The organism is Undibacterium sp. RuTC16W (assembly GCF_049339445.1).
Taxonomy (GTDB): domain Bacteria; phylum Pseudomonadota; class Gammaproteobacteria; order Burkholderiales; family Burkholderiaceae_D; genus Undibacterium.
Genome location: NZ_JBMPPE010000007.1, coordinates 185,990 through 208,990, shown reverse-complemented (window position 1 = coordinate 208,990; position 23,001 = coordinate 185,990). Strand labels below are relative to the sequence as shown.

General features: G+C 50.6%; 17 protein-coding genes. 6 read left to right on the top strand and 11 right to left on the bottom strand.

The features are described from left to right. Window positions 1-75: 75 nt before the first annotated feature. From ACO0K4_RS14935 to ACO0K4_RS14910, 6 genes are all read right to left on the bottom strand, one after another. Window positions 76-1,488 (bottom strand): hypothetical protein, encoded by a 1,413-nt coding sequence (locus ACO0K4_RS14935; protein WP_422957430.1) that lies wholly within the window; start codon window positions 1,486-1,488, stop codon window positions 76-78. Between the two features lie 335 nt (window positions 1,489-1,823). Then, a complete protein-coding gene (locus ACO0K4_RS14930) occupies window positions 1,824-3,827 on the bottom strand; it encodes a TonB-dependent receptor (RefSeq protein WP_422957429.1) in 2,004 nt (667 codons plus the stop codon). Between the two features lie 78 nt (window positions 3,828-3,905). Then, complete coding sequence (locus ACO0K4_RS14925; protein WP_422957428.1) at window positions 3,906-4,313, bottom strand: hypothetical protein; 408 nt, start codon at window positions 4,311-4,313, stop codon at window positions 3,906-3,908. A gap of 369 nt (window positions 4,314-4,682) precedes the next feature. After that, a complete protein-coding gene (dksA, locus tag ACO0K4_RS14920) occupies window positions 4,683-5,087 on the bottom strand; it encodes an RNA polymerase-binding protein DksA (RefSeq protein WP_262838172.1) in 405 nt (134 codons plus the stop codon). Between the two features lie 229 nt (window positions 5,088-5,316). Next, window positions 5,317-6,384 (bottom strand): CobW family GTP-binding protein, encoded by a 1,068-nt coding sequence (locus ACO0K4_RS14915; RefSeq protein WP_422957427.1) that lies wholly within the window; start codon window positions 6,382-6,384, stop codon window positions 5,317-5,319. 34 nt (window positions 6,385-6,418) lie between these two features. After that, window positions 6,419-6,952, bottom strand: coding sequence for a Fur family transcriptional regulator (locus ACO0K4_RS14910; protein WP_422957426.1), 534 nt, complete (start codon window positions 6,950-6,952; stop codon window positions 6,419-6,421). 356 nt (window positions 6,953-7,308) lie between these two features. Between ACO0K4_RS14910 and ACO0K4_RS14905 the strand changes: the two genes are divergently transcribed. Next, the gene (locus ACO0K4_RS14905) at window positions 7,309-8,010 is read left to right on the top strand and encodes a type 1 glutamine amidotransferase (protein ID WP_422957425.1); all 702 of its coding nucleotides are present in this window, start codon (window positions 7,309-7,311) and stop codon (window positions 8,008-8,010) included. 104 nt (window positions 8,011-8,114) lie between these two features. On the opposite strand, the gene xerC is transcribed toward ACO0K4_RS14905, so the two are convergent. The 4 genes from xerC to ACO0K4_RS14885 all read right to left on the bottom strand — a co-directional run bounded on the left by xerC (window position 8,115) and on the right by ACO0K4_RS14885 (window position 13,008). Then, complete coding sequence (gene xerC / locus ACO0K4_RS14900) at window positions 8,115-9,041, bottom strand: tyrosine recombinase XerC (RefSeq protein ID WP_422957424.1); 927 nt, start codon at window positions 9,039-9,041, stop codon at window positions 8,115-8,117. A gap of 37 nt (window positions 9,042-9,078) precedes the next feature. Beyond that, window positions 9,079-9,735 (bottom strand): DUF484 family protein, encoded by a 657-nt coding sequence (locus ACO0K4_RS14895; RefSeq protein ID WP_422957423.1) that lies wholly within the window; start codon window positions 9,733-9,735, stop codon window positions 9,079-9,081. 20 nt (window positions 9,736-9,755) lie between these two features. Continuing rightward, window positions 9,756-10,610 carry a diaminopimelate epimerase gene (gene dapF / locus ACO0K4_RS14890; protein ID WP_422957422.1) on the bottom strand — a complete coding sequence of 285 codons (855 nt, stop codon included), beginning with the start codon at window positions 10,608-10,610 and terminating at the stop codon, window positions 9,756-9,758. Window positions 10,611-10,680: 70 nt separating this feature from the next. Beyond that, window positions 10,681-13,008: a methyl-accepting chemotaxis protein gene (locus tag ACO0K4_RS14885; RefSeq protein WP_422957421.1), complete on the bottom strand. Its 2,328-nt coding sequence runs from the start codon at window positions 13,006-13,008 to the stop codon at window positions 10,681-10,683. 361 nt (window positions 13,009-13,369) lie between these two features. On the opposite strand from ACO0K4_RS14885, the gene ACO0K4_RS14880 reads away from it, so the two are divergent. From ACO0K4_RS14880 to ACO0K4_RS14860, 5 genes are all read left to right on the top strand, one after another. After that, window positions 13,370-16,945 (top strand): indolepyruvate ferredoxin oxidoreductase family protein, encoded by a 3,576-nt coding sequence (locus ACO0K4_RS14880; protein WP_422957420.1) that lies wholly within the window; start codon window positions 13,370-13,372, stop codon window positions 16,943-16,945. 298 nt (window positions 16,946-17,243) lie between these two features. After that, window positions 17,244-18,710 carry a peptide MFS transporter gene (locus ACO0K4_RS14875; protein WP_422957419.1) on the top strand — a complete coding sequence of 489 codons (1,467 nt, stop codon included), beginning with the start codon at window positions 17,244-17,246 and terminating at the stop codon, window positions 18,708-18,710. A 293-nt stretch (window positions 18,711-19,003) separates the two neighbouring features. Next, on the top strand, window positions 19,004-20,182 hold the full coding sequence (locus ACO0K4_RS14870) for a tetratricopeptide repeat protein (protein WP_422957418.1): 1,179 nt from the start codon (window positions 19,004-19,006) through the stop codon (window positions 20,180-20,182). A gap of 69 nt (window positions 20,183-20,251) precedes the next feature. Continuing rightward, entirely contained in the window at window positions 20,252-20,647 is a 396-nt protein-coding gene (locus ACO0K4_RS14865) for a DUF423 domain-containing protein (protein WP_422957417.1), read from the top strand. 36 nt (window positions 20,648-20,683) lie between these two features. Beyond that, window positions 20,684-20,902, top strand: a complete 219-nt coding sequence (locus ACO0K4_RS14860) for a hypothetical protein (RefSeq protein ID WP_422957416.1) — start codon at window positions 20,684-20,686, stop codon at window positions 20,900-20,902. Window positions 20,903-21,474: 572 nt separating this feature from the next. Here ACO0K4_RS14860 and ACO0K4_RS14855 read toward each other — a convergent pair. Beyond that, on the bottom strand, window positions 21,475-23,001 hold the full coding sequence (locus ACO0K4_RS14855) for a protein kinase domain-containing protein (protein ID WP_422957415.1): 1,527 nt from the start codon (window positions 22,999-23,001) through the stop codon (window positions 21,475-21,477).

The following is a 23,001-nucleotide window of genomic DNA, read 5'->3' as shown; positions in this document are numbered from 1 at the left end:
TCTTAGCCTGTACTGAAAAATGGGGTGCATCCCCAAAATTACAAGATAGGACAGAAGCGGGGTGCCGTGTGGAAATTAACGTTTGCGCGGAAAAATAGTGGCAACGTTTTTCAGGCCCATTGCATTGAACAGCGCCATGACGAGGTAATTAACTTCGACAAACTGGATATGCGTGTCGCGTGCTGACGAGATCGGTACCAAACCGTTCAGCAGCTGGGCAGATGCACCGAATTCGACCCGTTCAAGTTTAGAGCAGTCGAGAATCAGGGGGTTGTGGAAAATTTTGGCGTGTTCGGCGATACGATTGATCAGGATGTCAGTTTTGCCGTCGATGACAACAGGCATCATGAAACGGTTTGAAGGCTGAAGTGTTTCGATCCGGATATCTGGCAGGGAGGTGGTGACTTTATTGATCGGTGCTTCAAATGAAGGAGGAGACACTTCAAACGTAATACAGTAATCCATACTGACTTCTTCAAACGCTTGTTCGAAGTGGAGCAATTGCAGGATTTCCAATAGCAGCAGCCATGGAGCTTCAGTTTCGTCACGACGGCCTACTTGCAAGATCGCACGGATGTTATCCGCCAGATCTTGCGCCGCCACCAGCATCAGATCATGCTTGGTCTTTTTCAGATTCTTGATCGCCCGTAACAGCAGGCCGCAGCCGACTGGAGCTACTTCTTTTACGCGGGTAAAGTCGAGTTTCAGGCTTTGACTTTTCAGGCTCATCTGTTGCAAGCGGGCTAATACCTTAACGATATTCGCATCCAGGCTTGCTGGGAAAGACAGATTGGCCGTGGTTTGGTCTGCCTCGTTTTCTGTATCTGCTTCCGCTTCATCGGGGCCATGCCAGATTGGCGGCGATGTTTCGAATTTACTCGCGTAGTCAAGCGACAGACTGTCAAACTGCTGCTGATTACCGGTGATCTGATATAGGTCGAACAGCATATACCAGCCAATCTGTTCAACGTGACCGAGACTATTATTATGTATCGCCGATCGCAACATTTGTGCGGCGACCTCTTTCTGACCACTGGCGAACAGGATTCCTGCTTCTTCCAGTAATGGTATTGACTCGCTCTCGGCTAGTTCCGGCGTCATCACATCCGTATGCTGACTTAGCAGATAATCAGTGGCCGGTACTTCCAGTGGGAGAGTGCTTTGAAAATCGGTAATGTGTTCTGCGGAAGCATCGGCATTTTTTGCTGCTTTTTTACTCACAGCATCAGACGCAGATTTAGCAGGAATCGGGCTCTTTGTTTTGCCCATATCGCGCGACATCTCAAATTCGATCGCATCAATTTTACGGGCAGTTGCGCGTGCAACATGGCGTTGCGCCATGATGGATTGAGACGCTAATTCGTCCTCAGCAGGCACCGCGATATCGGTATTGCCGCTTTTTGAACGTGTTTTTTTAGCAGAAGTTTTCTGCGAGGAGTCATTCTCCTGCTGACCATTCTTCTTGCCGAAAAGCGAAAAAATCCCCACGTTATTCCTGAATATAAATAGTTGAAACTATTATGTGCTTCTTTGGATTACAAAATAATCTTGGTCATGGATACGCAACCAATTTGGCGAAGCTAAAGTATAGTCTGAAACATGTAACTTTTGTTGGCCGTGCTGCGGCTTTGCTCTAATGAAAATGTAAAAAATTCTACAAAAATTGTAACAGACAAGAATAATTTTGTATTTGAGCCTGCGTATGCTCTGTGAAATTTGTCGGATAATAAAAAAAGAGGGCTTAGTCCGCCCTCTTTTTTTGACCGTTTTGTGTTGCTGGTGTTCTGTTGATTTGTAATTTACTTACCTGGCAAGGCCTGCATTTAAAACATCACTCTGACTCCGGCGACGACACCGCGACCCGGCTGAGGTACGGTTTCTTTTAATACCGATGTCGCAAGACGGATATCTTGATTCAAGAGATTTTTCGCCAATAAGAACCAAGTGAGCTGGCTGTTATTGTAGGCATGCGTGTAGGTTAGGCTGGCATCAAGCTTGGTATAACCCGGCGTCACATAATCCTCAAAACTCGCGAGCCGGTCCTGACTTTGTGCACGCAATATATTCAGGCCACCATTCCACGCACCCATTTTATAAGCGAGATCGATGCCCAAACGTGTTGCCGGTTGCAGTGGCAGATTGCCTGCATCGTCGAGCGTGCCACGGGATGTGTCGGCGAACGCGCGTACTGATAAACCTTCGCCATGCTGGTTGTAGCTCACTTCAGCCTCGCCGCCGCGTATAGTCGCGCTCGCTTGGGACCAATAGCGACGGGTGAATTCTGCATCGGCATCAGGGATGCCAGCTTCATCTACTTTGGTGCCATCGCTATGACCATACACATAGTTGCTGACTTTGTTCAGGAAGGTATTGATTTTCCAGCGGATCAGCCCGGTTGTTTTTTGTGCGGTCAATTCCAGATTGCGCGAGCTTTCTTTTTTCAATGTATTGCTGCCGATGTCGTAGGTCGACGTCGATTCATGCGGACCGTTCGAATACAGTTCTTCGGTCGATGGTGCGCGTTGTGCCATCGATAGCGTCGCGCCGATGCCATAGCCTGGTGCGAATTGCCATAAACCGCCGACCGATGCAGAGCCGATATTGAAGCTGCGGCTTGGTAGCTGGAACTGTGCTTCGGGATCGCGTTTGACGTTTTCGATACGCGCACCAGCACTGGCCATCACATCACCAAACGCTTTTTGCTCAACGGCGAATAAGGCGAAGGATGTGGACTTGGTTGTCGGCACAGTATCGGAGCGACCTGTGCTGGCAGATAAGGCGGAGAAGCGGATGTTCTCTGTTTGCATGCCCCAGCTACCCTCCCATCCGTCCCAGTTCTTGTGCGCAAGGCTGATGCGGGTTTCCAGGGACTTATTCGTGAAATCGGTAATGGGCGTGCCATTTTCCATCTTCTCGGTATGTTTGTAATCCGTATCGGCAAGCTTGAAATGCAGCGAATCAAAACCGGACAAAGGTGATTTGATCATGCCATCGATATCAAGGCGATTTTGCTTCAGGTCGATGAAGGATTTTTCAGCGGTAGGAATACCGTAGCGATCGCTCATTGTTTGTACTGCAGCGCCAACATGGCCCCAATCCTTGATCAGCGCCGCGCCGATCCCGAAACTTGTTTCATGTGTGTAGCTGGTCGGTAATTTGCCGCTTGCAGAACTAGGGTTGCCAGTTTCAGTTTGTCCGGGGATGCGGTAGTCGCCGGTATCGCGCGTATTGCCATCGAGATGGAATGCCACATCGCCACTGGAACCGAGGAGTGAGAATGAGGCATTTTTTTCCTGATTCACGCTGCCGTAACGCAGTTCAGCTTCGCCGCTGATTTGCTTGCTGAGCACGGTGGGAATCCGCTCATCAACTACATTGACCAAACCACCGATTGCGCCGCTGCCATACAACAGCGCTGCAGGGCCGCGCAAAATTTCGATTTGCTGTGCGGTTGCACTTTCGCTGGCAACGGCATGGTCATTAGAAAGGCTGGAGACGTCGGCGACACCCATCCCGTTTTGCAAAATTTTCACACGCGGACCTTCTAGTCCACGAATAATCGGACGTGATGCCCCGGCACCAAAACCTGAGGCAGCGACACCCAGTTCGCCACCTAATGTGTCGCCCAGGGAGGTACCAAGTTTGGCGCGTAACTCAGGGCCAGAGAGAATTTTGGCGGGCGTCAGGATTTGCATATTCTCATCATTGCCTAGTGGATTAGATGAAACAGTGACGGTATTGATCGTGCTATCGGCGAATGCGGCAGAACTCAATGAGGCCAGTGCAGACAGCACGGCGCTTGCGATAAGGGAACGTTGGAAAGACATAATACTTCCTGAAAAATGGAAAAAAACAAGCGTCATCGAAACGATGGCTCGTGACATTGCAGTGGGCAGATCGCCCGATCAGGAAAGGGAAGCTGGTGGTGCGCGGGAGGAAAAGTGCAGTTGCAAAGGTGCTTGCCAGCTTTGTTCGGCGGGCAGATCGGCAGGAATGGAGGTGCCGGCTAAATCCGGTAATGGTGGCGTTACTGCATGGAGACAGTCTGCGGCTGTCAGTGCATCAAGGAACGCGCAGGAGTGTACTTGTTTATCGTCGCCAAATGGCTGGCTGAACGCTTCTAAAAGTGTGACTGCAGACGGGTTCTGAGCCTGACTGACAAGCACATTGTAGGCGGGCTTGCCATTGCTCCAGCCGGCATGGGCGATTTTGTGACTTTGTCCTATCCACTGCGCCAGCAATAATGCGGGCAGCAGTATCCACAACAGCAAGCGGGCCGTGTGATGTGGACGAGATAGAGAGAAAAATCGCATACAGATTTCGTGATTTTTACAAAAAAGTGTTCAGATATATTGCTGTGATATTGCGTATCGTTTGCTGTCTTTTCATGTCGCCATGAGGGTATTTATTTGTAGCTTGTTTTATGACAAGTTTGCATCATTTAAGTTCGCATCCTATCTTTTACAAGAGAATGATCTGACGAAGGCTTGTTTGGCTAAAAAACTAGCACATGGATTGCGGCGATTGCTGCATCCGGTAGTGTGGCAAAAAACTGACATTCTTTTGCTTAAACGTCCTCAATCGCGAACTAAGTGCTTATTGATTGCAACTGGGTTGCATACATCTTGCCAAAAAAAGCGTGCATGGATAATGCACGCTGTTGACTTACCTTACGGCGAGAATTAATCGCCGTATAGTTTTTGCTTCATTTCGCGTCTTTGCTGTGCTTCCAGAGACAGGGTCGCTGTTGGTCGCGCTAACAAACGTGGAACGCCGATAGGCTCGCCCGTTTCTTCACACCAGCCGTAGTCGCCTTCGTCGATGCTGGCGATGGATTGCTGAACTTTTTTCAACAATTTACGTTCACGATCGCGGGTACGCAATTCCAGCGCATGCTCTTCTTCGATGGTGGCGCGGTCAGCCGGATCCGGAACCAGCACGGTTTCGCGTAGATGTTCGGTAGTTTCGTCGGCGTTTTTAAGCAAATCCTTCTCTAGCTGTTGCAAACGGGCTTTAAAAAATGCCAGTTGTGCAGCATTCATGTAGTCCTTCTCGCCCATCTTAAGAATTTCTTCTTCGGTGAGCAGAGCTGCGGGCGCATTGACTGTTGCAGTCGATTTAGGTGATTTAGTTGCCACTTCGCTGACTTTCGATACGACGGATTAACATACAAGTAATAGCTAAATTGCATTGAATCTGCATTTGGCTAGCCATTATCCTCCCCTTACTGACAAAGTAAATGACATCCTGATGAAGTTTGCCATTTACATTGCAAGGACAGCAAAAGCTGTTGCCCCGATTCAGTAGCCCGCTAGTTTATACCAAACATAGTTTTAAACCATCAATAAATACTTCTTTAGGTAAATTTTTGCCAATAAACACCATCTTGCTCTCGCGCAACTCGTCGTCACCCCATTTCATGCCGACGTCCGTGCCCATAATTTGATGCACGCCTTGAAAAATGACCTTGCGATCCGCGCCATCCATCAGCAGCACGCCTTTGTAGCGCAACATGCGCGGGCCGAATACATTGACCAGCCCCCCTAGAAACTCATCGAGTTTTGCGGTATTAAATGCTTGTGTGCTTTTAAACACAAAGGCGGCGATATCATCGGAATGATGAGCGTGATGATGGTCATGATGGTGCTCGTCATGAGCATGCCCGCAATGTTCGTCATGCACATGATGCTCGTCAATGTGCTCCTCAGTATGTTCATGGGCCGCTTCTGCCAGTAAAAAATCCGGATCCAGTTCGAGTTTGGCATTCAGGTTGAAGCCTTTCAGATCCAGCACTTCGCTGATCGCGACTTTGCCAAAATCGGCAATGCTGATGGTGGCACGCGGGTTCATACGGCTCAGGCGTTGTCGCAAGCTGCGGACTTGTTCCACATCCACCAGGTCAGTTTTAGATAGCAGAATTTTGTCGGCAAAACCGACCTGGCGTTGCGCTTCTTCATGCTCGTCGAGTTGTTGCATGGCGTGGCGCGCATCGACCATGGTGACAACGGCATCCAGCATGTAATAACTGCCGACTTCTTCATCGACGAAGAAGGTTTGCGCAACCGGTCCCGGATTGGCAAGACCGGTCGTCTCAATCACGACGCGCTCAAAGTCGATCTTGCCGTCATTCTTTTGCTGTATCAGATTGCTCAGAGCCACAATCAGGTCGCCGCGAACTGTGCAGCAGATGCAGCCATTGTTCATTTCGATAATTTGCTCATTGCGGTCTTGTACCAGAATATCGTTGTCGATATTCTCTTCGCCGAATTCATTTTCAATCACGGCGATTTTGTGACCGTGATCTTCTTGTAGAATCCGGTTCAGCAACGTGGTTTTACCCGAACCTAAGAAGCCGGTCAGTATCGTGGTGGGAATTAATGCCATAACTATCTTTCTGTACTTTGTGCGTTTTGTCGTTTTATCTGGCGCATTCGGCGCACCAGCCTTTGATGGTCAGTTCTATGTCGTGATTCTGAAAACCCTTACCCAGCGTCGCTTGCAGGGTCGCCTGTAACTGATCCTGAAGAGACGGGTGATGATGTGACTGGTTCGTACAATGCTGTTCTTCATCAAGGCAAAACACTTTGGCGCAGCGCGTGCATTTGAAATGGCCATGCTGATGCTGTATGCCGCTCGTTGCGATATGGGCCTGATCGTCGCTTCCTGTGTTGTAGCGAAAAATTCTGTCATCGCCGGCAATCTTGTGTGCCAGACCGGCATCGGTCAGACAGTCAAGTGCACGGTATAGCGTCACTCTGTCCATCTCCGGCAGGGTATCTTGTATCTCCTGATGCGATAAGGCGCGGCTGGTATTGAGCAGGGTCGTCAGGACGCTGGTACGTGCTTCTGTTACCCGGATCGTCGCTTGTTGCAGCATGTGTTCGGCTAGCGCTCTCACCTCGTTTGCGGTCTGAGAAAGTGTGGGTGATTTTTTGCGAATGGCGGCTGTCATGATGAAAATCGGTGAGAGCAAAACGGCGGTAGTGAGGATGTATTCTGTGTGGTACTTTGCGCTATTATGCCTGAAAATGCAATTCAGTTGCAAAATGCCTTTATTGTGATGCAAAGAAACCTGGTGCTTATTTACTCTGCCTGAGTGAGCGCTTGGACCTTTTTATCAATCTGTAATACCGTTATAAACCTGCGCAAAAACAAAACCTCTCACCACAGAGGCACGAAGGCACAGAGGCGCAACAGAGGCGGAGAAAAGCACTGATGCATTAATATACTCTCTGCATTAGTTCATATTCTGCATCTTCTGAGGCTGTGTTTTGAGAGGCAGATTGCATGTCCAACGAATACTCATTTATGCCAGACCAACCTCTTAAGCCGCTCAAACTATCGCTCAATGTGATTCAGCATCATTCTGCCGAAGGGCCGGGTGAGATTGCTTTGTGGGCAGCGTCGCGAGGCGTGCACCTCAACATAGTGCGCGCCGATCTGGGAGAGTTGCCGATAGTGTGTGCGGATCCCGTGGTTATTCTGGGTGGCCCTTATGCCGTGTACCGCCCTCCATTGTGGTTACAAACTGAGCGGATGTGGCTGCAGCAGATCCTGGAGCTAGACGCGCCGGTGTTCGCAATTTGTATGGGAGCGCAATTACTTGCAAGCTGCCTCGGGGCAGAGCTTGCTCCGGCTATTGAAAAAGAAGGCGGCTGGAGCCAGGTGCAATTTACGCATGGTAGTGAGATGGCGGTATTGCAGTGGCATGAAGATAGTTTCAGTTTGCCGCCGGGTGCTGTACTCCACGCCAGCAGTCCGGCTTGTTCTCAGCAATATGTGACCCATGGCGAGCGGCGTATTGCTGTGCAATTTCATCCTGAATGGAATGCGGCATCGGTTGTAGAGTTGAATAATTTCTTTGGCGATGAGTCGCCTTTGCCGCGTTTGTCTGCCGCCACATCATGCGAAAGCAGCGAAGAACTTGAGCATGATCCGTCTCGTTATCGTATCGTGCGCGATTGGCTCTACCAGTGTCTCGACGCATGGCGGCAGCATTGGCATGCATGAATGATGTTTGATGATGATTCAATATACTCATCCCTAGTATATTTTAATGCACCCTATCTAAGGGCGGGATCAGGCCTATTTTTAATAAAATAAGGGGGAGTATATTATTTCTTCGCTCTGGGATGCGCCTGATCATAGACTTTGGACAGATGCTGAAAGTCGAGCGAGGTATAGATCTGGGTCGCGGCAATCGAGCTATGCCCCAGCATTTCCTGAACCGCACGCAGGTCGCCTGAGGATTGCAATACATGGCTGGCAAATGAGTGGCGCATGACGTGCGGCGTCACGTCGGCCGGAATGCCCAGCGACTGTGCATGCGCCTTGATCCGCAGTTGCACAAGACGTTGCGAGATACGGTTGCCGCGCTCGCTTAAAAATAAGGGATGGGGATCGGCTTTCAGCAAGGTCGGACGCACGCCAATCCAGGCGAGCAGTGCATCTATGGCATGGCGGCCGACCGGGACGATGCGCTGTTTATTGCCTTTGCCGGTGACATGCACCTCCGCCTGTTCGAGATCGACCCAGCCCAGGCTGACATGTGTTTTTTCACTGGACTGGCTGATATCGAGTGCGACCAGTTCTGACACCCGCAATCCGCTGGAGTACAACAATTCAAACATCGCCCGGTTCGCGCATTGGCTTGCCGTATCGGAGCGATGCTGCGATACCAGACGCACGGCATCATCAGTGCCCAGGGCTTTGGGTAAGCTCTTATTTTTTTTCGGCGGTTTAATGCCATCGACCGGATTCGCTGGCAGAGTGATCTGCTCCGCCAGCCAGCGGTAGTAGCCGCGCCAGCACGAGAGTTTGCGTGCAATCGAGCGTGGATTGATTTCCTGCGCATGTAACTGCGAGGTAAAACGCCGGATCTGGTGATAGCTCAGACTGGCAAGACTGAGCTCACCGGCGAATTTTTTTAATTCGAGTAAATCGAGCCGGTAGCTCTCTACCGTATGTGGCGAGAGTTGCCGCTGAGTGCGCAGGACGTCCAGATAGTCGTGAATCTCTGTCCGGGGCGCATCAGCTGTCATGGTGTGTGGTGGATTGAGATTGGATTTACGTACATCGTCAGTCGATCAGGCAGTTCAGCGCAGCGCTGCTGGTGTCCGCGATTTTTACCAGAAAATCGGTTGCCATTTCCTTGGTAAAACGGGCCGCATCAGGCGAGCCCAATACCAGCAAACCAAACGTAGCGGAGCCAGGTGCCAGGCGTAAAGGCAGCATCGCCAGCGATTGAATACTGTGATCGGATTCGATCCAGCCAGCCGCTTCAAAATCATGATTGCTACCGCAATACGGCGTCACCAGACCTTTGGCGAACAGTTGCACATCCTCACTGACAAGCTCGGCAAACCAGGTGTGGGAAAAGTCGGGCGCAACTTGCCACAGACGCAGCGTTGCATGGGGAACAGTAAAAATATCCTGTAAGCCCTGGGTCAGGATATGTGGCAGATCGACGTCATTGCGTGCCAGCAGCAACGATCGCGTCCAACTCTGGAATTTATTCGTAATTCCATCATTCTCTTGCGCCAGACGCATCAGATCGGACATGCGTAATTCCAGCACTTTATATTTTTCGCGCACCACTTCCATCTGGCGTTCTTGCAGCGAAATCGCTCGTCCCATCAACGGGCTAGTCAGTTTGACGCTGGACAGGAGCTCGGCATGTTCTTCAAAAAAATGCGGATGGTTGGTCAGGTACTCAGCGATGTCAGAGGAATTCATTCTTGGTCAATGTCGGTAAATTAGATAATGTCGATTTCGCCGTCAAACACAGTGACAGCCGGACCGCTTAAATACACGGGCTGTCCTTCGCCCTGCCAGGCAATCGACAGCTCGCCGCCTTGCATGCTGACCCGCACAGGGGACTCCAGCAGGCCACGACGGATGCCTGCAACGGCAGCGGCGCAGGCACCGGTGCCACAGGCCAGCGTCTCACCCGCGCCGCGTTCGAACACGCGCAGACGGATGTGTTGAGGTGAGACGATCTGCATAAAACCTGCGTTGACCCGACGCGGAAAGCGCGGGTGATGTTCAATCACAGGACCATCCGTGGCGACCGCAGCGGTGCTGGTGTCGCCGACGACTTGTACGGCGTGCGGATTGCCCATGGAGACGGTGGAGAATAGAGTCGTTTTGCCATTGATCTCCAGAGGCCAGAGCGCATCACGTCCCTGTGTGGTGGCGGTCAGTCCTGCGGCGTCAAACGGGATATCGGCAGGCACCAGAACCGGTGCACCCATGTTCACCGTGATGCTGCCATCGGCTTCGAGCCGTGGCTCAATCACGCCGGACATGGTTTCGACGCGGATTGCTGTTTTAGCGGTGAGTTTTTTGTCGATGACAAAGCGTACAAAAGCGCGTGAACCGTTACCGCATTGTTCAACTTCGCCGCCATCCGCGTTATAGATGCGATAGCGAAAATCAATGCCTTCACTCGGCGATTGTTCGACTACCAGAATCTGGTCGGCACCCACGCCAAAGCGCCGGTCTGCCAGCAGTTTCCATTGCGCAGGCGTGAATGAGATGGCTTGGTTAATGGCATCGATCACAACGAAATCGTTACCCGCGCCATGCATTTTGGTGAATTTGAGTTTCATCAGCACATTATAGCGCGCTCAGCGTAGCGACTTGCAGAGGATTGTGCTGATCGTTTTTTGTCAGCGCGTGTCAGACAATTTTGTACACGCCGCATCCCAGCACCAGATCATCGGATACTGGCACGATATACGACATTTTTGCATCGACTTTGCGTGTTGCCGGGTTCAGGATGGTGTAATCGACCCAGCCGCCACTTTGTGGAATCGCAAATGCATCGGAGACCAGTTTGCGCCCGTCGAGTCCCGTGACCTCAAGCAGATTGACTTGCAGCTTTGAGGCGTTGCCGGCGAATGCGCGATACTGCCCGCTGCGATCAAAAGCGAATACATACATATCACGATCGGCAAATTGCTTGTCTTTGTCCGCTGTAATCATGGACAGCGCATTGCGGCCCGCGCTTTTATACAAATGGACTGCCTTGTTCACAAACATCAAGGCCTCGTCCGCCGTACCTTGCCGGAGCTTGAATGAGGACACGGCTTTGGCTAAACCGATAGCGCGTTCCTCCAGCAGAATCGAGGAGTTTTTGGCTTGCTCTGCCATCTGTCCGTTGCTCTGTGTGATTTCGTCGAGATGACGTATCGCTTCAGAAATCTGCGCGAGGCCATTACTTTGTTCTTCTGATGCGGTAGAGATGGAATTGATATTGCCCGCCAGATTACGGATGCCATCGACGATGTCCGTCAGGGTCGTATTGACTTCATTGATTTGTGATACACCGGTTTTGACGCGATTGACCGAATCATCAATCAATAATTTAATCTCTTTGGCCGAGCCTGCACTGCGCTGGGCGAGATTGCGTACTTCTGCGGCGACAACCGCAAAGCCGCGTCCTTGCTCACCGGCGCGCGCTGCTTCGACCGCAGCATTCAGCGCGAGGATGTTGGTCTGGAACGCAATCGTGTCAATCAGGCTGACGATTTCCTGCATTTTCAACGCGCTGGTTTGTATGCCTTGCATGGAGTCAACTGCGGCGCTCATTGTAGTACTGCTGGACTCGGCAATCAGTCTGACCTTCGAGGCGAGAATATCGACGGACCTCGCGCTCTCAGCATTTTTTTTCACGGTTTCGGCAAGATCTTCGACACTGGCTGAGGTCTGTTCCAGGCTCGATGCCTGTTGCTCTGTGCGGACAGACAGATCACCGATGCCGGTTGCGAGCTGGTTACCCAGTTGCGAGACCATACTCGCATTGCTTCGGACATTGGCGACCAGTCCGGATAAATTGAAATTCATGTTTTCCAGCACCAGTCCGGTCTGTGCCAGCTCGTCTTTGCCATAGATGTGAATCTGGGCAGTCAGATCACCCGAGGCAACCGCTTTTGATGCTTGCGAGACGGCGCTAAGCGCGAGCACGAAGCCCCGGTAGAAACCATAAATCAGATAAGTCGTGAACAAAAATGCGATGACGATAACCCATACGGTCAGGTTTCTCTTAAACGCAAAGTCTTTCACGCGTTGTTGTAGCAAGAGGTCGAGCCGGTTCAAGACATCAGTTTGAAATTCAAGCAGTTTGCCGATTGCTGTTGTACCTTGCTCAAAAAAAGCATTGCCATCGATGCTGACTTTTTCTCCCAATAAGTTAGTTTTAGTCGTTGCAATAAAGGCTTCACTGGTCTCGATCGCGGCTTTTTGTGAGGCAGGAATCTCTTCGTTGGCGCGTTTTAAAGATGCATTGGTATCGACCACTGTATTCAGGCCAAATTTTAGTGCTTCTATCTTTGAAATTAAAATAGCCTTGTCATTGAAGTCGAGTTCTCCCTTTTTTGCAAAGCCTGATCCCAGTCCGCGTAGTTGGGCAAGATTTTCTATCCATGACGGCATTTTTTGGATTGACGCGTCCATTAAAAAATAGGTCGCTGCCTCAGGATCCAGCACCAGTCCGGTTTTTTCGGCCTCCAGTAGCAGAAAACGTATGCAGTCAGCGACCAGTTGATGATGCTGGCTCAGATTATCAGCCGCTGTAGCGGCAAGTTTGCCATCGGAGATCTGTTGTATTGGTTCAGACAATGCTTTCCATGGTGCGCCTAACTCTAGTCCGGGCGAGGCAAGCACAAGGTCGTTGATGCGTTTGAGCTGCTCCTTGAGCTTGCTGCGCGTAGCGGTCAATGGCTGCTCGACGTCTTGTCCGGCAAATTTGAGATTCGTGAGGCCGCGGTGTTTTTGTGTTTCTATGATCAGGTTCATGACCTGTCTGGATAAGCCTATGCCGTTCGCCTCTTCGGCGGCGATATCAAGATCTTGCTGGTATTTGAGTGTGATATTGACGCTGAGGAAGAGCATCGGTAGCGCAAATGTCACTGCCATACAGAGCAGCTTGGTGCGCAGACTTAATTTACTCATGACGATTGAGCAGGGTTGCATGATGCGACTGACAAGCTCTTGGTAGTTGGCCATGTTGTCCTCTCGGATAGTCGTTTTTTATTTTGTCTCTTTGTGCTGTGCGTTTTGAATAACAATTCATCTCATAATCATTCTCGCAGATTTTTATGTCGTGATCGTTGTTAGATTGTGTTGAATTTGCAAAATAACTTGCAATAAAGAATGACACCTAAAGAGATTTTTTCGTTCTTTGACCGGTACACTTTGCACATCTGTCAGCCGTACTGTACTGGTCTATTTGTTGCGCACTGTCCATTGAGACCGGCAATACACCGTGCTACTGTGGCAAGCTCGCAAGAGGTATATGATTCACTCACAAGGTGAACCAGGTTGTCAGAGGCGTTACCCCGCCAACACTAAAAAGCACGGAGACCCCATGAATGCACCCATCAAGTCACAGACGTTGATCGACAATGACATCACGCTGGACGACAAATTTACCCTGGAGCGCGGACGCGCTTTCATGACTGGCACACAGGCTTTATTGCGCCTGATGATGCTGCAACGTCAGGCAGATGAAAAAGCCGGATTGAATACGGCCGGTTTTATCTCCGGCTATCGTGGCTCACCACTGGGCAACGTCGATCTGACTGCCGCTAAAGCCAAAAAGCATCTGGAAAAAGCGCATGTCAAATTCCATCCCGGAGTGAACGAAGATCTGGCCGCTACCTCGGTATGGGGTACGCAGCAGGTGAATCTGTTCCCGGGCGCTAAATACGACGGCGTATTTGCGATGTGGTACGGTAAAGGCCCGGGTGTAGATCGTTGCGGTGACGTGTTTAAACATGCGAACCTGGCAGGTACGTCCAAGCATGGTGGTGTACTGGTCATTGCAGGTGATGACCACGCTGCAAAATCCTCGACCGCTGCACACCAGTCCGAACATATTTTGAAAGCGTGCGGCATTCCGGTTCTGTACCCATCGTCGGTACAGGAATATCTGGATTACGGCTTGCATGGTATCGCGTTGTCACGCTACACCGGTCTCTGGGTCTCGATGAAATGTGTGACCGAAGTCGTGGAATCCGGTGCCTCTGTAGATATCGATCCTGAGCGTATCAAGCCGATTATTCCTGGTGATTTTCAGATGCCCGCTGATGGCATCAGCATCCGCACTCCCGATCCTGTGCTCGCGCAAGAAGCACGCATGATCAATTACAAATGGTATGGCGCTTTAGCCTATGCCCGCGCTAACAAGCTGAATCAGATTATCTGGGACAGTCCCCGCGCCAAGGTAGGCATTATCACAGCAGGTAAGTCGTACCTCGATACGCGCCAGGCGCTGGCAGATCTCGGTATTGACGAACAAACTGCTGCTGACATCGGTATCCGTCTGTATAAAATCGGTATGACCTGGCCGCTTGAGTCACAAGGCGTACGCGAATTTGCTAAAGGTCTCGACGAAATTCTGGTGGTCGAAGAGAAGCGTCAGATTCTCGAATATGCACTCAAAGAAGAACTCTATAACTGGCAAGATGATGTGCGTCCGCGCGTAGTCGGTAAGTTTGACGATACCGGCGAATGGAGCGATCTCGATCACGCCGGTCACGGCGACTGGTTGCTGCCAGCGACGTATGAATTAAGCCCGGCGCAGATCGCCCGAGCGATTGCCTCACGTATCACCAAATATTTTTCCGGTCATCCTGTTGAGCAGCGCGTCAAAGAACGTGTCGCTTATCTGGAGGCCAAAGAAGCCGCTCTGAATATCGCTGCCAAACCTGATCCGAACAAAGACCGCATCCCGCATTTTTGCTCTGGTTGTCCGCACAATACATCAACCAAATTGCCGGAAGGCAGTCGTGCTCTGGCGGGGATCGGTTGCCATTACATGGTGACCTGGATGAACCGTGAATCCACGATTTTCAGTCACATGGGTGGTGAAGGCGTGACCTGGGTCGGTCAGTCACCGTTCACGACAGAGAAGCATGTGTTCAGCAATCTGGGTGACGGCACCTACTTCCATTCCGGCTTGCTGGCGATACGCGCGGCGGTTGCAGGGCATGTCAATATCACCTACAAAATTTTATTCAATGACGCTGTTGCAATGACCGGCGGACAAGAGTTTGACGGTCCGCTTGATCCTGGCATGATTTCACGTCAGATCGCCGCAGAAGGTGTCACACCAATTATCGTGGTGACGGACGAACCGGAAAAATATCCGGCAGACTACAACTGGGCGCCCGGCGTAACTGTACGTCACCGTAGTGAGCTTGATGCCGTTCAGCGTGAGTTGCGTGAAATCGAAGGCGTGTCGGCCATGATTTATGACCAGACCTGCGCATCCGAGAAGCGTCGCCGCCGGAAAAAATTTGACAAAGATGGCAAGCCTGGCTTCCCTGATCCGGCCAAACGTGCTGTGATCAATGAAGCTGTCTGCGAAGGTTGCGGCGATTGTTCCGTGCAATCAAATTGCCTGTCCGTCGAACCTTTAGAAACCGAGTTTGGCCGTAAGCGTCAGATCAATCAATCCTCGTGCAACAAGGATTTTTCTTGTGTGAACGGATTCTGTCCAAGCTTCGTCACCGTCGAAGGTGGCAAACTGAAAAAGCCAGCCAAAGCCAAAGTAGAACAAGGTACCGCACTCGACGTCGCCAGCTTGCCAGCACCGGTATTGCCGGCAACGACAGAACCTCTGAATGTGCTCGTAACCGGTATCGGCGGCACCGGTGTGATCACCATTGGTCAGATTATGGCGATGGCAGCGCATCTGGAAGGCAAGGCGTGCTCCGTACTCGATATCACGGGTCTGGCACAAAAAGGCGGCGCGGTCATGTCGCATGTGCGTCTTGCGGACAACGCAGGTGATCTGCATTCCACCCGTGTCGGTACCGGCATGGCAGACCTGGTTATCGGTTGCGACGAAGTCGTCACTGCCAGCCGTGACGCACTGTCGCGGATGGGCGAAGGTCGTACCCGAGCAGTGGTCAATTCTTCCATTTCTCCGACATCTACCTTCATCAAAAATCCAGACTGGACTTTCCCGGGTGAGAGTGCCGAAACCGAGATTCGTCATTCCTGTGGCGAAGACCGCGTAGACATGGTCGACGCCACGCGTATGGCAACGGCTCTGATGGGCGATAACATCGCCTCGAATATGTTCATGCTTGGGTTCGCATGGCAAAAAGGCAGTGTGCCTCTGAGCGAAGCGGCATTGATGCGTGCGATCGAACTCAATGGCGTTGCGATTGATTTCAACAAGCAGGCATTCAACTGGGGGCGCGTCGCGGCACATGATCTGGCTGCGGTGAAAAAACTGGTCACGCCAGCTCAGGTCATCGAGCTAAAACGTGCTCCGACAATTGATGACACCATCAACAAGCGTATCGCTTTCCTGACTGAGTACCAGGATGCGGCTTATGCCTTGCAATACAGCGAATTCGTCAATAAAGTCAAAGCGGCAGAAGCGGCCATCGCCGACGGCAAACCATTACGCCTGACCGAAGCGGTTGCGAAATATCTGTTTAAACTGATGGCGTATAAAGATGAATACGAAGTCGCCCGTCTGTACACCGATGGCAAATTCCAGCAAAAAATCGCTGGCATGTTTGAAGGCGATTACAAAATCAACTTCCACCTCGCACCGCCATTGCTCGCCAAGACCGACAGCCAGGGACATCTGATTAAACAGCAATACGGTCCATGGATGATGAAAGCCTTTGGCCTGCTCGCCAAGTTCAAATCCCTGCGTGGCAGTGCGCTCGATGTCTTCGGCTACACGGCAGAACGCAAGATGGAACGCGCTTTGCCGGTCGATTACAAAGCCACGGTCAGTAAGTTGCTCACTCAGTTGAACGCCGACAATGTAGCAAAAGCCGTCGCGATTGCGAGTATTCCGGAAGACATCCGTGGTTACGGTCACGTCAAGGAACGCCACTTCGCCGCAGCAAAAGCGAAAGAGGCGCAATTGCTGGCAGAATTCAATGCCAGACCGCAAGCCCAAAAGGCGGCGTAAGTCCGTCAGTATGGAAACATAGGTGCAGCAGTAAAAAATGGTCGGCGCGAGCCGGCCATTTTTATTTCTTTTTTCGGCTGGATTTATTGTCACTTGCCATCTTAATGGCAGGAGCAAATCAGATATTGATATACTCCCCCATTATTTTTAAAAAAATGGCTTTACCCGCAATGTTTTTCTATGTGTTTAAAAAATACTAGTAGATAGTATATTGATTTATTTCTGCGAATCTGCTTAGCAGAGTGTCACCTACTAAAAACGCCCACAACAAAATCAATTATTTATCCAGGAGACCATTTTGTCACCATTCAAACAAAAACTAGCGGCGATTCCTGAGGGAGCCGGTGCATTGTTCTTTATCCAGATTTTTGCGACTCTGGGTTTTGCGGTGCTGTATTCGACATTGGTGTTGTACTCGACCAAAAAACTCGGCTTCAGCGTGAAGGATGCGACGGCGATCATGGGTGTGTTTGGTGCGTTTAATTATGGTTTGCATTTATTTGGCGGCTATCTCGGTGGCCGCTTTATCAGTAACCGTAATTTGTTTGTCGGCGGGATGGTTTTGCAGGTACTTGGCTGTGCGTGTATTTCTGGCGGCAGCTCGGCGCAGTTGTATTGGGGCCTGGCCTTGTTTCTGACCGGTAGCGGCCTGAACGTGACGTGCATTAACCTGATGCTGACACAAAGATTCAAGCCCGAAGATGACCGGCGTGAGAGTGCGTTTTTGTGGAATTATGCCGGTATGAATCTCGGATTTTTTATTGGATTCTCTGCGGCTGGCGTGTATCAGTTAAAGCAGGATTACCAGAGCCTGTTTATTTTTGCGACCATCGGTAATTTCATGGCGATCGTATTGGCAGCATGGAACTGGAAAAGAATTTCTGATCTGAACACACCGTTATTAGAAGCCCCGCCAAAAGAATTTAAACAACGTCTGGCAGTGGGATTGCTGATCCTGATTGGCCTGGTTCCTCTGGTGCAGTTTATGTTGCATCATGCCGAGGTCAGCGGTTATCTGGTACTCGCGATCAGCGTCGCGATTGCCATTGTGTTGGGCTATCTGACATATGTGCACAAAGACCTCAGAGAACGTCGCAATATGGCCGCGTATCTGATTCTCGCGCTTGGTTCTCTGGTGTTCTGGACGCTGTATCAGATGGCGCCGAGTGGGCTGCAATTATTTGCTGATAATAATGTGGATCGCATTGTCTGGGGTTTTGAAATCGCACCTCAGTGGATACAGAACATCAATACCTTTGTGATCATGTTTGGCGGCCCGCTGATGGCGATGCTCTTTGATCACTTGCGTAAAAAAGGCTGGAACATTGATATCCCAAGACAGTTTTCTGCTTCTCTGGTCATCATAGGGCTGGGCTTTCTGGTGCTGCCTCTCGGTATTTCATTCGCTGCTGAAAACGGTATGGTCGCCTTTAAATGGATCTTCATTAGTTTTGTCTTTCAAAGTATCGCTGAGCTCTTGATTTCGCCTATCGGTTACGCAATGATCGGGCGTCTGGCACCGACCCAATATCAGGGTGTGATGATGGGCACCTGGATGCTGGTGACCGGAACAGGATCCATTTTTGCGAGTTACTTCTCCGCGCTGATACCCGAAGCAAAAGAGGGTATGGCCAGCTCTACCAATCCGACTTATCACCATATTTTTTCCATGCTGGGATGGGGCAGTGTCGCCGTCGGCATCGTACTGATTATCCTGATTCCGGTATTGAGAAAATTGATTACCAACGGACCTGCTAAGGCGTAAACCTGACATAGGTTTAAGTTCTACCCTGGCGCCCTGAACCACGTGTGGATCAGGGCGTTTTAATTGCGATTCTCCTGACGCTATCGTCTTTCGCAACCGCCATTCTGACACCAGTAAAACTCACTGCGTTCGCACCAGCCCATTATCGTTCTCGCAATCAAGATGTTACGACATTTGACAGGTGCATTGCAGCCGAGGATACTGAAAATCAAATAAACCATATCAACAGATATTCCTCAGCGACCTGTTTTTATAGCTAGTGTTGCTGCCTGACCTGTTTAGGAGACACTATCATGAGAAACTGGTTCATCTTGTTATGTTTTGCGCTAGTCACTGGCTGTATGGCCGGCTGCGCTAACCAGATCACCGCGCAACAAGCGGCCTTGCAACCTGCACAATTTTTTCATGACGCTTATTTCATCCCACCGGCGACACCGGTTGATGCGACCAATATCTTTGCGGTCAGTGACGAGATGCGCCATTACCTGAGCTTTGATATTGCCAGCGAGCTCCGCACAAAAGGCGCGCAAAAGGGTTTGTTCGATGCCCTGTACAGCAAGCATCAACTGAAATTGGAATACGATGCCGAGATGACGCGCAATGCGTCTGACACTTTCAAGCTGCGATCCGGTAACTGCCTTTCTTTAGTCATCATGACCGCTGCGTTCGCTAAGGAAATGGGTTTGTCGATACAGTATCAAAGTGTGGCCGTCGATGAGAGCTGGAGCCGTCGTGCCAATCTGTATTTTTCTGCCGGACATGTGAATCTGGTGCTCGGTAAAAAGCGTTTTGATACTGTTAAATCGTATGATTATTATCAGACACTGACCATCGATTTTTTACCTCCGGAAGAAATCCGCGGTCAGCATGTCATGCCGATAGAAGAGAGCACCATCATCGCGATGTATATGAATAATCGCGCAGCCGAATTGCTTAGTACAGGACATCTGAATGATGCTTATTGGTGGGCGCGCGAGGCGCTGTTGCAGAATCCAGCCTATCTGTCTTCTTACAATATGCTCGGGGTGATTTACTGGCGGCATCACAACTGGTCAGAGGCAGAGCAGGCATTTAACTTTGCGCTGGAGCGTGAGCCGGACAATCTGCTTGCCATGTCCAATCTGGCGCAGGTCATCCAGGCACAGGGACGTGTAGAGGAAGCAAAAATGTTGCGCGCCAAGCTAGAACGCATGCAACCTTATCCGCCGTTTTATTATTTTGATCGTGGCATCGCTGCGATGAAAAATAATGACTACGCACAGGCCAGAGACTGGTTTGCCAAAGAGGTTGACCGCGCACCGTATTATCATGAATTTCAGTTCTGGCTGGCGCTTGCCTACTTCCGCCTCGATGATATCCGGCAGGCACGCAAACATATGGCGATTGCGATGGAGAACAGCACCACGCGTAACGATCAGGCTCTGTATGCCGCAAAACTCGATCGTCTGAATGCACTGGCACAACGCCAATAAGACAGTGAACGCGTATGATGACGGCATCAGATAAAACTGCCACATCCAGATAACTACGACGATCCAACTATGACGCAACGACAGCTCATCATCCTCGCCGCCATCAACATGCTGATCGCGGTAGCAGCCGGTGCATTTGGTGCGCATGGTTTAAAAAATATCCTGACTCCCGAAATGCTGGCCATCTGGCACACGGCGGTCAGTTACCAGACCAGCCATGCACTTGGTTTGTTCGGCATTGCTTTGCTAATGCCGCGCGTCCCATCACTCTGGCTGACCCGCTCGGCGGCAGCGATGCTCATTGGCATCGTGATTTTTAGCGGCAGTCTTTATGTATTGGCTGTGAGCGGTGTACGCTGGCTGGGCGCGATCACCCCCATAGGCGGATTGGCTTTTTTACTCGCCTGGGCAATGCTGGCATGGGCTGCATATCGCGACATGAAATCCGGCACAACCTTATTTTGAATCGTGTCAAAAATTGACTATAGAAGGAAACCGATCATGCGCACCATATTCATTCTTTGTATCCTGACTTTGCTCAGTGCCTGCAACAAAAAAACAGATCCCAAAGTTTCTTCAGAACCACCAGCATTCAACATCGCTGAGCCGCAACGCGAGCAACTACAAAAAGCAAAAGAGGTAGAACAAACCTTGCAAAAAGCCGCAGAGGCGCAGCGTCAGGTGATTGACGGGCAGACTGCTAGTCAGGTGGAGAAATGAGTATGCTGAGTACTAAAAATGTATACAAACAGATGAGATGAAGATCAGTGCTAATGATGACTCCAAAAGTAAGAATAGTGTTTATATATTCAATCTTCTTTATGTTAACAGCAATAATTCAGGGAGTAATTATCTGGTGTTTATACCCTACACCAGAGGAAATTTCTTCGTTCGAAACGATTACTGGAGTTTATTCTTATAACGGCGGATCATCGAGAAGTCGGTCTCAAAGTTTTATAGATAAAAACCAGGTATTTTGTAGCATTAGTTTTCTCGGGCCAGAGGGTGGCTGTACATATCGCTATTTAGAAGGTAAGTTAGTGACTGCTCAAATAGCTCACTATAAACATCTATTTGGAACTGGGGAGGTATTAATGGAGATAAAAGGTCCCGATCTTATTCATCCATATAGCGGTAATGAACAGATGGTCTCAGAATGGAGATCAACTTCGATAAGTAGATCAATATTGAACTCAATCATAGCAACTGTGATATTTTCTCTAGTTAGAATAACCTTGTTGAAGAAGAGTCGTATTGATTGATTTGATGGCTTGCGCAATCATTATGCGATGCTACTTCTCACTCACCTTCACCACAGTCACCGTGCAATGCGCCTCCGCGACTACCTGCGACGAGACGCTTCCTAAAAATCTGCGTAATGCCGAGCTGCCTCTTGATCCTATGATGATGTGATCGACGTCGTTGTTGTTTGCATAGTCGATGATGGCGGCGGCGGGGTCGTGCGCTTCGAGGACGTGGAAAGTGATTTTGTCGGGGCTGATGTTAAGTGGTCTGGCCCAGTGCTTGAGGTCGACCAGTTGTTTGACGTGGATGTTCTGGCCTTGTTGAATGATGCTGTCGTCCATGCCGATGCGATTGGTTTTACGGACGGTAACGCAGGCGAGGCGGGCGCCTTGTTTGGTTTGTAGCATGCGCAGGGTGATGTTGCGCAGGTTGTCGCTCAGTGCAGCGGACGCATTGGGATTGCTCAGGTCGAGGGCGACGACAATGATGGGGGCTTGTGAGAGTTGGTCAGAGACGCTGTGCTGCAATAGCGGTTCTGCGCCGGCGGCCTGAAAACGGCGCTTGAGTACCGATAAATAGCCGTCCTGATTGCTCTTGTCGGCGCGTTCGGTGAGTGTGAGCTGATCTGGATGCTGGAGTAAAAAAGCGAGCTGGGCTGCGGTGTCAAAACGCGCAGCGGGATTGACTTCCAGGCAGCGCAGGATAATTTCTTGCAGCCAGTTCGGGATGAGCGGGTTGTGGCTGCGCGGCGGAACCGGATCGCGGTACATGCGTTTTTTGAGACCGGCAACCGAGGTCGGGTGACCGTAAGGCCGCTCTCCGGTGGCGAGGTGATAGAGCAGCACGCCGAGGGCGAACAAATCACTGCGCGGCTCGTTGCGGACACCTAGCACTTGTTCTGGTGATATATAGGGACCGGTGCCTAATGGCAGGCGAAATTCTTCATCTAGCAGATCCGGCAATTTGTCATGTCGTGACAGGCCATAATCAATCAGCACTGCCGTGCCATCGGCGCGGAACATGATGTTGCTGGGTTTGATATCTAGATGAATCACATGCTGGCGGTGCAGGTCTTGCAAGGCGTGCGCGATTTTGATGCCGGTGATGACGACTTCTTCTACCGGTAGCGGCGATTCTTCAAAACGGCTGCGCAGCGAGGTGCCTGCGATATGTTCCATCACGATATACGGCTGGGTATCAAAATCGCCGGAGCCGTAGTAGCGCGGCACGTGTTTGCCCTTGAGCTTAGGCATGATCATTTGCTCGACTTCAAACGCGACGATCGCGGTCGGATCATCGGTAGAAAACAGCAGCGGCACTTTCATGATTAATGGCGGACTACTGACGGTGCCTTCTCCACTGTCGCTATTTTCGGAACGATGGCGTTTTTGCAGATCGGTGATGCGCCACAATGCGGCCATCCCGCCCGTATGCAGCTTTTCTTCTAGCCGGTAGCCGTTCACTTCCATGCCCGGTTTGAGGCTGTGGTGGGGCGTGTTGTGTGTTGTGCCGTGTTGATTGGTTTGTTTGGACGATGCGGTACCGGACGCGCTGGTTGGGCTCAAATCGCTCAA

Bases quoted from the DNA above. Each gene is read 5' to 3' on its own strand.
- ACO0K4_RS14910 (WP_422957426.1), bottom strand. From the start codon at position 6,952: ATGACAGCCGCCATTCGCAAAAAATCACCCACACTTTCTCAGACCGCA.
- ACO0K4_RS14925 (WP_422957428.1), bottom strand. From the start codon at position 4,313: ATGCGATTTTTCTCTCTATCTCGTCCACATCACACGGCCCGCTTGCTG.
- ACO0K4_RS14860 (WP_422957416.1), top strand. From the start codon at position 20,684: ATGCGCACCATATTCATTCTTTGTATCCTGACTTTGCTCAGTGCCTGC.
- ACO0K4_RS14870 (WP_422957418.1), top strand. From the start codon at position 19,004: ATGAGAAACTGGTTCATCTTGTTATGTTTTGCGCTAGTCACTGGCTGT.
- ACO0K4_RS14880 (WP_422957420.1), top strand. From the start codon at position 13,370: ATGAATGCACCCATCAAGTCACAGACGTTGATCGACAATGACATCACG.
- xerC (WP_422957424.1), bottom strand. From the start codon at position 9,041: ATGACAGCTGATGCGCCCCGGACAGAGATTCACGACTATCTGGACGTC.
- ACO0K4_RS14895 (WP_422957423.1), bottom strand. From the start codon at position 9,735: ATGAATTCCTCTGACATCGCTGAGTACCTGACCAACCATCCGCATTTT.
- ACO0K4_RS14905 (WP_422957425.1), top strand. From the start codon at position 7,309: ATGCCAGACCAACCTCTTAAGCCGCTCAAACTATCGCTCAATGTGATT.
- ACO0K4_RS14915 (WP_422957427.1), bottom strand. From the start codon at position 6,384: ATGGCATTAATTCCCACCACGATACTGACCGGCTTCTTAGGTTCGGGT.
- ACO0K4_RS14885 (WP_422957421.1), bottom strand. From the start codon at position 13,008: ATGGCCAACTACCAAGAGCTTGTCAGTCGCATCATGCAACCCTGCTCA.
- ACO0K4_RS14930 (WP_422957429.1), bottom strand. From the start codon at position 3,827: ATGTCTTTCCAACGTTCCCTTATCGCAAGCGCCGTGCTGTCTGCACTG.
- ACO0K4_RS14865 (WP_422957417.1), top strand. From the start codon at position 20,252: ATGACGCAACGACAGCTCATCATCCTCGCCGCCATCAACATGCTGATC.
- dapF (WP_422957422.1), bottom strand. From the start codon at position 10,610: ATGAAACTCAAATTCACCAAAATGCATGGCGCGGGTAACGATTTCGTT.